The organism is Cupriavidus sp. 01T418, assembly GCF_056398885.1.
Window position 1 is genome coordinate 305,431 of sequence record NZ_JBFTQG010000002.1, and the last position, 12,041, is coordinate 317,471.

Consider the following 12,041-nt stretch of genomic DNA (forward strand, 5'->3'; position numbering starts at 1 on the left):
CAAGCATAGCGGTCCCTAAAAGGCAGTCATAACGATGAGCACTCCCCATTTCCCCATCTACATGGATTACTCGGCCACCACGCCGGTAGACCCGCGCGTCGCGGACAAGATGATTCCGTACCTGCGCGAGCAGTTCGGCAATCCGGCTTCGCGCAGCCACGCCTACGGCTGGGACGCAGAGCGCGCGGTGGAAGAGGCACGCGAGCAGGTGGCGGCCCTGGTTGGCGCCGACCCGCGCGAGATCGTGTGGACGTCGGGCGCGACGGAGTCCAATAACCTCGCCATCAAGGGCGCGGCCAATTTCTACTCCGGCAAGGGCAAGCACCTGATCACGGTGAAGACCGAGCACAAGGCCGTGCTCGATACCACCCGCGAACTGGAGCGCCAGGGTTTCGAGGTGACGTACCTCGACGTGCAGGATAACGGCCTGGTCGACATCGAAGTGCTGAAGGCGGCGATCCGCCCGGACACGATCCTGGTGTCGGTGATGCTGGTGAACAACGAGATCGGCGTGATCCAGGATGTGGAGCAGATCGGCGAGATCTGCCGCGCCAAGGGCATCATCTTCCATTGCGACGCGGCCCAGGCCACCGGCAAGGTGGCCATCGACCTGAACACGCTGAAGTGCGACCTGATGTCGTTCTCGGCACACAAGACCTACGGCCCCAAGGGCGTCGGCGCGCTGTATGTACGCCGCAAGCCGCGCGTGCGCCTGGAAGCGCAGATGCACGGCGGAGGCCACGAGCGCGGCATGCGTTCGGGCACGCTGGCCACGCACCAGATCGTCGGCATGGGCGAAGCCTTCCGCATCGCCCGCGAGGAAATGGCTACGGAAAACGAGCGTATCCGCATGCTGCGCGACCGCCTGTGGCGCGGCCTGTCGGGCATGGAAGAGGTCTACCTGAACGGTGACCTGGAACGCCGCGTGCCGCATAACCTCAATGTCAGCTTCAACTTCGTCGAAGGCGAATCGCTGATCATGGCGATCAAGGACGTGGCGGTGTCGTCGGGTTCGGCCTGCACCTCGGCGTCGCTGGAGCCTTCGTACGTGCTGCGCGCCCTGGGCCGCAACGACGAACTCGCGCACAGCTCGATCCGCTTTACGGTGGGCCGTTTCACCACCGAAGAAGAAGTCGATTACACCGTCGAACTGCTCAAGGGCAAGATCGCCAAGCTGCGCGACCTGTCGCCGCTGTGGGAAATGTTCAAGGACGGTGTGGACCTGAACTCCATCCAGTGGGCCGCGCACTAAGCGCCAAACCCCACGCCAGACCCCATAAATACCGATACGCCAAGAGGTAGCCAAAATGTCATACAGCACCAAGGTTCTCGACCACTATGAAAACCCCCGCAACGTGGGCTCGTTCGACAAGAACGACGACGCCGTGGGTACCGGCATGGTCGGCGCACCGGCTTGCGGCGACGTCATGAAGCTGCAGATCAAGGTCAATGAAGCCGGCGTGATCGAAGACGCCAAGTTCAAGACCTATGGCTGCGGTTCGGCCATCGCTTCCTCCTCGCTCGTGACCGAATGGGTCAAGGGCAAGACCGTGGATCAGGCACTGGAAATCAAGAACACGCACATCGCCGAAGAACTGGCGCTGCCGCCGGTGAAGATCCACTGCTCGATCCTGGCCGAAGACGCCATCAAGGCGGCGGTCGAGGATTACAAGAAGAAGCACGAAGGCGCCGAGCAGAAGGCTGCCTGAGTTCCGCGATCCATCAAGGGATAAAGCATCGATGATCACGCTTACCGAGAAGGCCGCCAAGCATGTGGCGCGCTACCTGGACCGCCGCGGCAAGGGCGTTGGCCTGCGCCTCGGCGTCAAGACGACCGGCTGCTCGGGCCTTGCCTACAAGCTGGAATACGTCGATGACCTGTTGCCGGAAGACAGCGTATTCGAGTCGCACGGCATCAAGGTGATCGTCGATCCCAAGAGCCTGCCGTATATCGACGGCACCGAGCTGGATTTCGCCCGCGAAGGCCTGAACGAGGGGTTCCGCTTCAACAACCCCAACGTCAAGGACGAATGCGGTTGCGGAGAGTCGTTCCGGGTCTGAGCGCGCGATGGCCGAGGCCCTTGCGCGGGATGGGATGAAACGCGGTATCGTCGGCTTCCACCAGGACGAGGAAAACCATTGGGTGGCGGAACTCGACTGTGGCCACGGCCAGCATATGCGCCATGACCCGCCCTGGCAGATGCGTCCGTGGACGCTGACGGCGCAGGGGCGGGCGGCGCGGATCGGCGAGGTGGTGAACTGCCCGAAGTGCGATCGGGCGGAGCCGCCGGCGGCTTGGGCGGCGAGCCGGGCGTAGCAGGGTATCGGCGCGGCCAGCGAGCCGCTTTCACGCTGAAGGAAGTTCAAAGGGGCGGCGCAGCCGCTCTTTTTTGTTGGGGAAGGTGTTGAAAGACGATTATTTCGCCCTGTTCGGTTTGCCGGTGGGGTATGCAGTCGACGAAGCGGCGCTGGACGCCGCCTACCTGACCGTGCAGTCGCAGGCGCACCCGGATCGCTTCGCCAATGCCGGCGATGCCGAGCGCCGCGTCGCGATGCAATGGGCCGCGCATGCCAACGAGGCATACCGCACGCTGCGCCAGCCGCTCAAGCGCGCGATCTACCTGCTGACGCTGCGGGGCGTGGACATCCAGGCCGAGAACAATACGGCCATGGCCCCCGCCTTCCTGATGCAGCAGATGGAATGGCGCGAGGCGCTGCAGGAAGCGGTCGGGGAAAAAGATGTCGCGCGGCTCGATGCGCTGCTGCGCGAGTTGCGCGGCGAGAAGCGCGAGCGCCACGCGGCGCTGGGTGCACTGCTGGATGCCGGCGACAACGCGGCAGCCGGCGGCGCGGCCAGGCAATTGATGTTCATCGAGAAAATCGAACACGACACCAGCGAGGCGATCGACCGCCTGGAAGACTAGGCGTTCAGGGCCTTCCGGCACGTTCGCCGCCGCCATGCCACAATGGCGCCCCGGCGCGGGACCGGCCTGTGTTGCAGGCCGCCTTGCCACCGCACGATTAAAGACGATTCATCATGGCACTGCTCCAGATCTCCGAACCCGGCATGTCGCCGGCACCCCACCAGAAGCGGCTTGCGGTCGGCATCGACCTCGGCACCACCAATTCGCTGGTGGCGGCAGTTCGCAACAGCATTCCCGAAGTCCTGACCGACGAAAGCGGCCGCGCGCTGCTGCCCTCGGTGGTGCGCTACCTGCCCAAGGGCACGCAGATCGGCTACCGCGCGCAGGACGAAGCCGTGCGCGACCCCAAGAACACCATTGCCTCGGTCAAGCGTTTCATGGGGCGCGGCCTGCGCGATGTCGCGCATATCGAGCATAGCCCCTACGATTTCGTCGACGCGCCCGGCATGGTGCAGATCAAGACGGTGGCCGGCGTAAAAAGCCCGGTCGAGGTATCGGCGGAAATCCTGGCCACGCTGCGCCAGCGCGCCGAAGACTCGCTGGGCGACGAACTGGTTGGCGCGGTGATCACCGTGCCCGCCTATTTCGACGACGCGCAGCGCCAGGCCACCAAGGATGCCGCCCAGCTCGCCGGGCTCGAAGTGCTGCGCCTGCTCAACGAGCCGACCGCGGCGGCGATCGCCTACGGGCTGGATAACGCTTCCGAGGGCATCTACGCGGTGTATGACCTCGGTGGCGGCACCTTCGACATTTCCATCCTCAAGCTCAGCAAGGGCGTGTTCGAGGTGCTGGCCACCGGCGGCGACTCCGCCCTTGGCGGTGACGATTTCGATCAGCGCCTGATGTGCTGGATCGTCGAGCAGGCTGGCCTGCAACCGCTGTCGGCCGAGGATATGCGCCTGCTGATGGTGCGCGCGCGCGCCGCCAAGGAAGCGTTGTCGGAGGCCGACTCCACGGTGATCGACGCAGTGCTGGAAAGCGGCGAGATCGTGCATCTGACGCTGTCGGCGACGACCTTTGTCGAGATGACCGCGCCGCTGGTGCAGAAGACCTTGTCCCCGGTACGCAAGGCGCTGCGCGATGCGGGCGTGGCAGCCGACAACGTCAAGGGCGTGGTGCTGGTCGGCGGCGCTACCCGCATGCCTTCGATCCGCAAGGCGGTGGCCGATTTCTTCGGCCAGCCGCCGTTGACCAACCTCGATCCGGACAAGGTCGTGGCACTGGGCGCGGCGATGCAGGCCAACCTGCTGGCCGGCAATGGCGCGCCGGGCGAGGACTGGCTGCTGCTCGACGTGATCCCGCTGTCGCTGGGCGTGGAAACCATGGGTGGCCTGGTCGAGAAGATCATTCCGCGCAACAGCACCATCCCGGTGGCGCGCGCACAGGAATTCACCACGTTCAAGGACGGCCAGACCGCGATCGCCATCCATGTGCTGCAGGGTGAGCGCGAGCTGGCTAGCGATTGCCGCTCGCTGGCGCGCTTCGAGTTGCGCGGCATTCCGCCGATGGTGGCCGGCGCGGCACGTATCCGCGTGACCTACCAGGTCGACGCCGACGGGCTGTTGTCCGTGTTCGCGCGCGAGACCCAGTCCGGCGTGGAAGCGACCATTGCCGTCAAGCCGTCCTACGGGCTCGCCGACGACGAGATCGCCCGCATGCTGCAGGACAGCTTCCGCGAGGCCGAGCACGATATGCAGAGCCGCGCGCTGGCCGAAGAGCGCGTGGACGCCGCGCGCCTGATCGAAGCCACGCAACGCGCACTGGAGCTCGATGGCGACCTGCTCTCGGCCGAGGAGCGTGCCGGCGTGGAGCAGCTGATCACGGCAACGGTCGATATCGCCAAGGGCGAGGATCACCACGCCATCAAGGCAGCGGTGGAAGCCCTGTCCCACGGCACCGACGAATTCGCCGCCCGCCGGATGGACCGCTCGATCAAGAGCGCGCTGGCCGGCCGCAAGGTGGAGGACCTGGGCTGATCCCCGAGGACTTTCGCACCGTATCCAAATCCAGGACTTTCCAATGCCACAGATCATCGTATTGCCCCACGTCGAACTCTGTCCCGAGGGCGCCGTGTTCGAAGCCAAGACCGGAACCAGCGTCTGCGACGCCTTGCTCAACAATGGCATCGACATCGAGCATGCCTGCGAGAAGTCGTGCGCCTGCACCACCTGCCACGTGGTAGTGCGCGAGGGCTTCAACTCCCTCAACGAGCCGGAAGAGAAGGAAGAGGACCTGCTGGACAAGGCGTGGGGGCTTGAGCCCAATTCGCGGCTCTCGTGCCAGGCGATTGTTGCCGACGAGGACCTTACCGTGCAGATTCCCAAGTACACGATCAATTACGCCAAGGAAGGGCACTGAGCGCCTGTGCGCCTGCTCGTTCCGTTGCCGACCTGACAGAGAGATTCCCCATGAAGTGGACTGACACCTACGACATCGCCGCCGCCCTGTACGACAAGTACCCGGACGTGGATCCCACCACGATTCGCTTCACGGACCTGCATCGCTGGGTGATGGAACTGGATGGCTTTGCCGACGTGCCCGAACGTTCGGGCGAGAAGATCCTGGAGGCGATCCAGTCCGCCTGGATTGAAGAGGCGGAGTAAAAAAGCAAAAGGGCCGAACCTCAAAATCGCCATTTGAAACGGCGAACCCCTTGCCGGTCACCTCGATTTGGACACGCATGGGGAAAGTATCAGGGGGAGGGTCGGAGGCGGCGCTCCCCCGTCCGATTCGCGGGAAGCCCCGGCACGCAGGGCGCCAGCGCTTTTGGAGGTCACTCGCCGTCCGGTGCGTATCCCAGCTCTCGCTGATGTCGAATCGAGAGTACGAGGACGCGTGAGTCGGAGTACGCATACAGAATGACATGGGAGTGAATGACGTACTCGCGAAAATCCGGCACCCCCGCCTCAACGGCCAGTCGGAGCAGATCGTTGAGTCGCGCCGATTCCTGATCGGAGCCTGCGGCGAGGATCTCGGCGGGGCGGCCAAGCCGGGGATGCGTCATCACTAAATCACGAAACCGATAGATCTCTTCCCATAGCGCATCCATTCGCCGCGGCGCTGAACTCACGTCCCGGAGCAACATGAAATCTTCAATGGTCTCCATCCGCTCCTGGAAAGTATCCGCAAAATCGACCCGCGTCATTTGCGGGATCCATCACGTCGATGTCGACGCATGGATTCCCGGATCTCCTCTAGAGACTTGACGCGACCTTCAAGTGCGTCCTTGATACCCCTTTCGGCATCGGCCAACATCAGCAGTCGCCCCCGTTCTCTCCGCTCGAGGTTGTGGTAGTAGTCCAGCTTCCTGGCATCGACAAGGGCCACGAAGGCAGTGCCATTCTTTGTCAGCAACTTCTCGGCACCTGCCACTACGTCCTCGGCCAGCTCCGTCAACCGTGAGCGCGCCTCGCTGATGGGAACAACATCTTGAGCACGAATCGACATTGCGCATCCATTACAGAATTTGTTAACGGAAACATAGACAAATTACGTCTTGTGGTCAAGGTGCACGACAATCCGGGGGGGTACATAAGTACCGTAGTCAGCACAATTCCCATCAGCAAGATCACCGGAGAATTTTCGTCGACACGGTCGGCAGAGAAGCCTTAGGCTGGGCAAGGGATCCCGGTGATCCGGCCCTTTTCTTGACTTCCAGCCCTCGTCCGGCGGCTCAGGCCGTGACCAGGACCCCATTCTGCAATCGCACGCGCTGGCCCACCTGCACGCCAGGATCGGCATGATAGGTGAAGGTGCGGTAGCTGCCATTGTCCATCTGCACGCGCACCTGGTAGGACGTGTCCTTGCGCACGCTCTTCTCGATCTGGTTGCCGGCAAAGCCGCCGCCTACGGCGCCGGCCACAGTGCCCAGGATGCGGCCATTGCCCCTGCCGATCTGGTTGCCCAGCAGGCCGCCGACCACCGCGCCGCCAACTGCGCCCAGGCCGCTGGCCGGTTTGGCGGTCTCGATGGGCGTGATGGCCACGATGTGGCCGGTATAGGCGCTGCCTTGCGCCGGCTGGCGTTGGGCAGGGGCAGGGGCGCCGTTGTCGGCGCGGCTCGCCTCGGGGCCATATCCCGCGTCCGGGTTGGCGTTCCGCTGGGCGGCTCGCCGGGCCGCCGGTGCCGGGGCGGGCGCGGCGGCAGGCGCCTGCGCCAGTTCAGGGGCTGCCGTTTCGGGTGGGCGGATGGTACTGCCGGGCGCCACCGGCTGAGCGGCTGCAGCGGCTGCAGCGGCTGCAGCATTGGTGGCCGCGATCGGCGCAGTCAGGGACTGGGGCGCATCCTGCGTCGCCTTGCCAAGGGGCAGCACGCCGGTCATCGCGGCGACGGCAGTCAGGCTGGCAATCACGATGGCCACCGCCGCGGCGCCTACCAGTGGATGCAGGCGGCGCTGCACGGGCGGCGACGAGGACAGGGCGGGTTCGTTCAATGGTTGCAAGGTCGGGTTCGGCATGTTGTTTTTCCTCGCGAAGCACTGCCAGGCAAGGATGCTGCCGGCCAGTGTCTCGATAACACCAGTGTGGCCGAACCAGGCGCGGTTTTCCGTTTGATTTTGTAAGCTTATGTAGGTCGGAAAATCGTTTTTAATCAATGGTTTGCAGGTTGAGGCAGGCTGTATTCAAGGCCGTCGTTTGTAACAAGGCCGGCCTGGCACCAACAAGAGGCTTGCCGGTCGGTATTAGCTAGACTAGACTAACCTCATTATTGGAGAATGTGATGCAAGCCGTCAACATGTTGCAGGCCAAGTCTTCGTTGTCCCGCCTGGTGGAAGCCATCGAGCAAGGACAGGAGCGTGAAATCATCATTGCCCGCAATGGTCGCCCGGTGGCCAAGCTGGTGCCGATGGAGAGCGCCCCTGCTGGGAAGCGCATCGGTGTTGCAAAAGGTGTGTTCGAGGTGCCCGAATCCATCGACGCGCACAACGATGAGGTGGCGCGGATGTTCATGGGTGGAAGGCAGGCTTGAATCTCCTTCTCGATACGCATGTCGCTCTCTGGGCGATTACGGACAGCCCAAAGTTGGCGCCGAAGGCGCGTGACATCATCGCCTCACCCAAGACAACCGTATGGGTCAGCGCCGCAAATGTTTGGGAAATCGCCATCAAACATGCCTTGGGTCGCGGCGACATGCCTGTTTCCGGCCAAGATGCGATGCGCCACTTCCTGGACTCGGGCTACCGTTTTCTGGCAGTCGATGCCGAGCATGCGGTTGCCGCAGGAGAATTGCCGTCGCACCATCAAGACCCGTTTGACCGCATTCTTGTTGCCCAGGCGCTTGTCGAACCCATGCGGCTGATGACCCATGACCCGGTGGTGGCGCTTTACAGCGACACCATTATCAAGATTTGACAGGGGTAGGTGTCGCACCGCGCGAAAGCGCACGGCCCGCCCCGGTACCGCCCGCCAGCTAGTCAACCAGGAGGGGACTTCGCGATTCTCAGGTCAAGGGAGTCACCCCGTCATAGTGCCGCCTCCAGACGAAAAAGCCCCAGCGTTTGCGTGGGGCTTTTCCATTACCTGGCGGCCTGCATCATGCGGTCAACGTTGCCTCAGTCCTCGCGGCGCAGATGCGGGAACAGGATCACGTCGCGGATATTCGGGCTGTCGGTCAGCAGCATCACCAGGCGGTCGATGCCGATGCCGCAGCCGCCCGTCGGGGGCATGCCGTATTCGAGCGCGCGGATGTAGTCGGCGTCGAAGTACATCGCTTCTTCGTCGCCCGCGTCCTTCTGGTCGACCTGCTTGCGGAAACGCTCGGCCTGGTCCTCGGCATCGTTCAACTCCGAGAAGCCGTTGGCGATCTCGCGGCCGGTGATAAACAGCTCGAAGCGCTCGGTGATGCCCGGCTGGGTATCCGAGGCACGCGCCAGCGGCGAGACTTCCACCGGGTAGTCGACGATGAAGGTCGGCTCCCACAGCTGGCTCTCGGCGGTTTCCTCGAACAGCACCAGTTGGAGCGTGCCCAGGCCGGCGTTGAGGAATTGCGGCGCGCCGGTGTTGATGCCGAATTTCTTCAGCTCGGCGCGCAGGAATTCGGTATCGGCCAGTTGCGCGTCGGTGTACTGCGGCGCGAATTTCTGGATGGCCTGGGTGATGGTGAGGCGATGGAAGGGCTTGGACAGGTCCAGTTCGCGGCCCTGGTAGGTCAGCACGGCGCTGCCGCCGGCATCGATGGCGGCCTGGCGGATCAGGTCCTCGGTAAAGTCCATCAGCCAACGGTAGTCCGTATAGGCCGCGTAGAACTCCATCATGGTGAACTCGGGGTTGTGGCGCGGGCTCACCCCTTCGTTGCGGAAGTTGCGGTTGATCTCGAACACGCGTTCGAAGCCGCCGACCACCAGGCGCTTCAGGTACAGCTCGGGCGCGATGCGCAGGAACATCTGCATGTCCAGCGCGTTGTGGTGGGTGATGAACGGCTTGGCCGTGGCGCCGCCCGGGATCGGGTGCAGCATCGGCGTTTCCACTTCCATGAAGTCGGCATTGGCCATGTGCCGGCGCAGCGAGCTGATCGCATTGGTGCGGGCGCGGAAGGTGGCGCGCGTTTCCGGCGAGACGATCAGGTCGACATAGCGCTGGCGGTATTTCTGTTCCTGGTCGGCCAGGCCGTAGTAGTCGCCCGGCAGGGGGCGCAGGCTCTTGGACAGCAGGCGCAGTTCGGTCACCGCCACCGACAGCTCGCCGGTCTTGGTCTTCATCAGCGTGCCGCGCGCGGCGACGATATCGCCCAGGTCCCACTTCTTGAAGCCGGCGTACACGTCTTCGCCGATCGCGTCGCGGCTGATGTAGAACTGGATGCGCCCCGAGCCGTCCTGCACGGTGGCGAAGCTGGCCTTGCCCATCACCCGCTTGAGCATCATGCGGCCTGCGATGGCGACTTCCACGCGGCTGGTTTCGAGCGCGGCCTGCTCGGTTTCGGCGTACTGGGCGTGCAGCGCGGCGGCCTGGTGGGTCGGGCGGAAATCGTTGGGGAAGGCAGGGCCTTGCTGGCGCAGGGCCTGCAGCTTCTCGCGCCGTTCCGCGATGATCTTGTTTTCGTCGGCTGCGGCCGGGGCGTTGGCCTCGGCGGGAGCGCGGTTGGATTCGGTCATGATGTCTTGGTGAGCCGCGCGGCGCTGGCCGCGCGATGTTCAGGTATTGCGGATATCGTCGAGCTCGGTGCTGCCGAAGTCCGGCCGCTCCAGGTACGCGGCGATGCGCTGTGCGGCGTCGTCGGCCGAGGCCAGCTGGTCGTTTTCCTTGAGATCGCGGAAGCGCTGCGCCTGCGCGAAATCGGCGGTGCGGATGGTGGCCTGCATGCCGGTATCGATCACGCCCGGGGCCAGCGCGACGGCGCGCACGGCGCGTTCGGCCGGGGCCTGCGCGTATTCGGCGTTGATCGAGCGCACGAACATGTCCAGGCCTGCCTTGCCGGCGCAATAGGCGCTCCAGCCTTCGACCGGGCGGCGCGCCGCGCCGGACGAGATCGCCAGGATCTTGCGCGGGCAGCCGAAGCGCTCGGTTTGCGCCAGGAACGCCGCGGTCATGGTCATCGGCGTCGCAAGGTTGGTCAGCAGGTGCGGCACCAGCGTCGGTTCCCGCAGCCTGGTGATCGGGCCGATCGGTTCGATCATGCCCGCGTTCAGGATCAGCGTGACGCTGGCAGGGATTTCCTCGACCGCATCGAGCACGCTGCCGAGCCAGGTCGCCGCCGGACCCGGCTGCGACAGGTCTTGCAGGTGCCACGCCACCTTGACGCCGCTGGCGGACGCGATCCGTTCCAGTTCGGGGTTGCGGCCACGCGCCACGCACAGCAGGCGGTTGCCCGGTTTGAGCAGGGCCTGCGTGAGCGCGGCACCCAGTCCGCGCGAGGTACCGGTGATGATGATCAGTTGCGTTGCTGCGGTCATGGTCGAGAGTGTCCCGGCGGATGAGTGGCCGCACCGGCCGCCGCGCCGCGCCCCATGCCTGCGGGGCGCGCCTCGGCGGCGTGGCGCCGCTGCTGCGTGTTACAGCCCTTGCTTCAGGCTGGCTTCGATGAACGGGTCCAGATCGCCGTCCAGCACTTTCTGCGTGTTGGACATTTCCACGTTGGTGCGCAGGTCCTTGATGCGGCTCTGGTCCAGCACGTAGGAGCGGATCTGATGGCCCCAGCCCACGTCAGTCTTGGACGACTCCAGCTTGTCGGCCTCGGCCTGGCGCTTGCGCATCTCGTGCTCGTACAGGCGCGATTTCAGCATCGACATGGCTTCGGCACGGTTCCGGTGCTGCGAGCGGTCGTTCTGGCACTGCACCACGATGCCGCTCGGGATGTGCGTGATCCGCACCGCCGAATCGGTCTTGTTGATGTGCTGGCCGCCCGCGCCGGAGGCACGGTAGGTGTCCACGCGCAGATCGGCGGGATTGACCTCGACTTCGAAGGAATCATCCACCTCGGGGTAGACGAAGACCGACGAGAACGAGGTGTGGCGCCCGCCCGACGAATCGAACGGCGACTTGCGCACCAGGCGGTGCACGCCGGTTTCCGTGCGCAGATAGCCGAACGCATATTCGCCCTCGACCTTGATCGTGGCGCTCTTGATGCCCGCCACGTCGCCTTCGGATTCTTCCAGCACCTCGGCCTTGAAGCCCTTGCGCTCGCAGTACTTCAGGTACTGGCGCAGCAGCATCGAGGCCCAGTCGCAGGCTTCGGTGCCGCCGGCGCCGGCCTGGATGTCGATAAAGGCGTTCGCCTGGTCCATCTCGCCGGCAAACATGCGGCGGAATTCCATGTCCGCGACGATGGCTTCAAAGCCCGCGACATCGGTCTCGATGGCCTCCAGCGTGTCGTCGTCGCCTTCCTCGCGCGCGAGCTCGAACAGCTCGTCGGCGCCGCCGAGGTCATCGGTGAGCTTGCCGAGCACGCCGACCACGCCCTCCAGCATTTTCTTTTCCTTGCCGAGATCCTGGGCCCGCTTGGGGTTGTTCCAGACCTCGGGGTCCTCGAGTTCGCCGTTGACTTCGTCGAGCCGTCCTACTTTGACATCGTAGTCAAAGATACCCCCGTAGATCTTCCGTTCGCGAACGGAGATCGGAGATGGCACCGGAGATGGCGTTGAGGCGTTCTGCTTCCATGATGTTCCTGCGCTTTCAAAACCCT

Annotated in this window: 16 protein-coding genes; 10 read left to right on the plus strand and 6 right to left on the minus strand. The window is 64.3% G+C overall.

Features of this window, described 5'->3' with window-relative positions:
• The first annotated feature begins 28 nt into the window (after window positions 1-28).
• The 8 genes from AC1DQ3_RS03510 to iscX all read left to right on the plus strand — a co-directional run bounded on the left by AC1DQ3_RS03510 (window position 29) and on the right by iscX (window position 5,527).
• Window positions 29-1,252 (plus strand): IscS subfamily cysteine desulfurase, encoded by a 1,224-nt coding sequence (locus AC1DQ3_RS03510; protein WP_477118914.1) that lies wholly within the window; start codon window positions 29-31, stop codon window positions 1,250-1,252.
• A gap of 55 nt (window positions 1,253-1,307) precedes the next feature.
• Window positions 1,308-1,709, plus strand: coding sequence for a Fe-S cluster assembly scaffold IscU (iscU, locus tag AC1DQ3_RS03515; RefSeq protein WP_006160178.1), 402 nt, complete (start codon window positions 1,308-1,310; stop codon window positions 1,707-1,709).
• Between the two features lie 31 nt (window positions 1,710-1,740).
• Window positions 1,741-2,061, plus strand: coding sequence for an iron-sulfur cluster assembly protein IscA (iscA, locus tag AC1DQ3_RS03520; protein ID WP_017229301.1), 321 nt, complete (start codon window positions 1,741-1,743; stop codon window positions 2,059-2,061).
• Between the two features lie 34 nt (window positions 2,062-2,095).
• Entirely contained in the window at window positions 2,096-2,317 is a 222-nt protein-coding gene (locus AC1DQ3_RS03525) for a DUF3565 domain-containing protein (RefSeq protein ID WP_477118915.1), read from the plus strand.
• 88 nt (window positions 2,318-2,405) lie between these two features.
• Window positions 2,406-2,924: a Fe-S protein assembly co-chaperone HscB gene (hscB, locus tag AC1DQ3_RS03530; RefSeq protein ID WP_477118779.1), complete on the plus strand. Its 519-nt coding sequence runs from the start codon at window positions 2,406-2,408 to the stop codon at window positions 2,922-2,924.
• A gap of 113 nt (window positions 2,925-3,037) precedes the next feature.
• On the plus strand, window positions 3,038-4,900 hold the full coding sequence (gene hscA / locus AC1DQ3_RS03535; RefSeq protein WP_477118780.1) for a Fe-S protein assembly chaperone HscA: 1,863 nt from the start codon (window positions 3,038-3,040) through the stop codon (window positions 4,898-4,900).
• A gap of 43 nt (window positions 4,901-4,943) precedes the next feature.
• Window positions 4,944-5,282, plus strand: coding sequence for an ISC system 2Fe-2S type ferredoxin (gene fdx, locus AC1DQ3_RS03540; protein ID WP_477118781.1), 339 nt, complete (start codon window positions 4,944-4,946; stop codon window positions 5,280-5,282).
• A 50-nt stretch (window positions 5,283-5,332) separates the two neighbouring features.
• Window positions 5,333-5,527 (plus strand): Fe-S cluster assembly protein IscX, encoded by a 195-nt coding sequence (gene iscX, locus AC1DQ3_RS03545; protein WP_477118782.1) that lies wholly within the window; start codon window positions 5,333-5,335, stop codon window positions 5,525-5,527.
• A 170-nt stretch (window positions 5,528-5,697) separates the two neighbouring features.
• On the opposite strand, the gene AC1DQ3_RS03550 is transcribed toward iscX, so the two are convergent.
• The 3 genes from AC1DQ3_RS03550 to AC1DQ3_RS03560 form a co-directional block, all read right to left on the minus strand.
• Window positions 5,698-6,069, minus strand: coding sequence for a type II toxin-antitoxin system RelE/ParE family toxin (locus tag AC1DQ3_RS03550; protein ID WP_477118783.1), 372 nt, complete (start codon window positions 6,067-6,069; stop codon window positions 5,698-5,700).
• On the minus strand, window positions 6,066-6,371 hold the full coding sequence (locus AC1DQ3_RS03555; protein WP_477118784.1) for a hypothetical protein: 306 nt from the start codon (window positions 6,369-6,371) through the stop codon (window positions 6,066-6,068). Before AC1DQ3_RS03555 ends, AC1DQ3_RS03550 begins: the two co-directional genes overlap by 4 nt.
• Window positions 6,372-6,597: 226 nt before the next feature.
• On the minus strand, window positions 6,598-7,380 hold the full coding sequence (locus tag AC1DQ3_RS03560; RefSeq protein ID WP_477118785.1) for a glycine zipper 2TM domain-containing protein: 783 nt from the start codon (window positions 7,378-7,380) through the stop codon (window positions 6,598-6,600).
• A 263-nt stretch (window positions 7,381-7,643) separates the two neighbouring features.
• On the opposite strand from AC1DQ3_RS03560, the gene AC1DQ3_RS03565 reads away from it, so the two are divergent.
• Window positions 7,644-7,892, plus strand: a complete 249-nt coding sequence (locus AC1DQ3_RS03565; RefSeq protein ID WP_477118786.1) for a type II toxin-antitoxin system Phd/YefM family antitoxin — start codon at window positions 7,644-7,646, stop codon at window positions 7,890-7,892.
• Window positions 7,889-8,275, plus strand: coding sequence for a type II toxin-antitoxin system VapC family toxin (locus tag AC1DQ3_RS03570; RefSeq protein WP_477118787.1), 387 nt, complete (start codon window positions 7,889-7,891; stop codon window positions 8,273-8,275). Before AC1DQ3_RS03565 ends, AC1DQ3_RS03570 begins: the two co-directional genes overlap by 4 nt.
• A 200-nt stretch (window positions 8,276-8,475) precedes the next feature.
• Here AC1DQ3_RS03570 and lysS read toward each other — a convergent pair whose 3' ends face one another.
• The 3 genes from lysS to prfB form a co-directional block, all read right to left on the minus strand.
• Entirely contained in the window at window positions 8,476-10,014 is a 1,539-nt protein-coding gene (lysS, locus tag AC1DQ3_RS03575) for a lysine--tRNA ligase (RefSeq protein ID WP_477118788.1), read from the minus strand.
• 39 nt (window positions 10,015-10,053) lie between these two features.
• Entirely contained in the window at window positions 10,054-10,812 is a 759-nt protein-coding gene (locus tag AC1DQ3_RS03580; RefSeq protein ID WP_477118789.1) for an SDR family oxidoreductase, read from the minus strand.
• A 99-nt stretch (window positions 10,813-10,911) separates the two neighbouring features.
• Window positions 10,912-12,016, minus strand: a protein-coding gene (gene prfB, locus AC1DQ3_RS03585; protein WP_477118790.1) for a peptide chain release factor 2 whose coding sequence is annotated in 2 segments (ribosomal slippage) — window positions 10,912-11,934 and window positions 11,936-12,016 — 1,104 coding nt in all. Because the reading frame shifts where the segments join, the coding sequence is not laid out codon by codon here.
• Window positions 12,017-12,041 lie beyond the last annotated feature (25 nt).

What these genes read in the sequence shown, in the direction of transcription:
- AC1DQ3_RS03550 (WP_477118783.1), bottom strand. Translation starts at nt 6,069, where the DNA reads ATGACGCGGGTCGATTTTGCGGATACTTTCCAGGAGCGGATGGAGACC.
- iscU (WP_006160178.1), top strand. Translation starts at nt 1,308, where the DNA reads ATGTCATACAGCACCAAGGTTCTCGACCACTATGAAAACCCCCGCAAC.
- AC1DQ3_RS03525 (WP_477118915.1), top strand. Translation starts at nt 2,096, where the DNA reads ATGAAACGCGGTATCGTCGGCTTCCACCAGGACGAGGAAAACCATTGG.
- fdx (WP_477118781.1), top strand. Translation starts at nt 4,944, where the DNA reads ATGCCACAGATCATCGTATTGCCCCACGTCGAACTCTGTCCCGAGGGC.
- iscA (WP_017229301.1), top strand. Translation starts at nt 1,741, where the DNA reads ATGATCACGCTTACCGAGAAGGCCGCCAAGCATGTGGCGCGCTACCTG.
- hscA (WP_477118780.1), top strand. Translation starts at nt 3,038, where the DNA reads ATGGCACTGCTCCAGATCTCCGAACCCGGCATGTCGCCGGCACCCCAC.
- AC1DQ3_RS03580 (WP_477118789.1), bottom strand. Translation starts at nt 10,812, where the DNA reads ATGACCGCAGCAACGCAACTGATCATCATCACCGGTACCTCGCGCGGA.
- iscX (WP_477118782.1), top strand. Translation starts at nt 5,333, where the DNA reads ATGAAGTGGACTGACACCTACGACATCGCCGCCGCCCTGTACGACAAG.
- AC1DQ3_RS03560 (WP_477118785.1), bottom strand. Translation starts at nt 7,380, where the DNA reads ATGCCGAACCCGACCTTGCAACCATTGAACGAACCCGCCCTGTCCTCG.
- AC1DQ3_RS03555 (WP_477118784.1), bottom strand. Translation starts at nt 6,371, where the DNA reads ATGTCGATTCGTGCTCAAGATGTTGTTCCCATCAGCGAGGCGCGCTCA.
- lysS (WP_477118788.1), bottom strand. Translation starts at nt 10,014, where the DNA reads ATGACCGAATCCAACCGCGCTCCCGCCGAGGCCAACGCCCCGGCCGCA.
- AC1DQ3_RS03565 (WP_477118786.1), top strand. Translation starts at nt 7,644, where the DNA reads ATGCAAGCCGTCAACATGTTGCAGGCCAAGTCTTCGTTGTCCCGCCTG.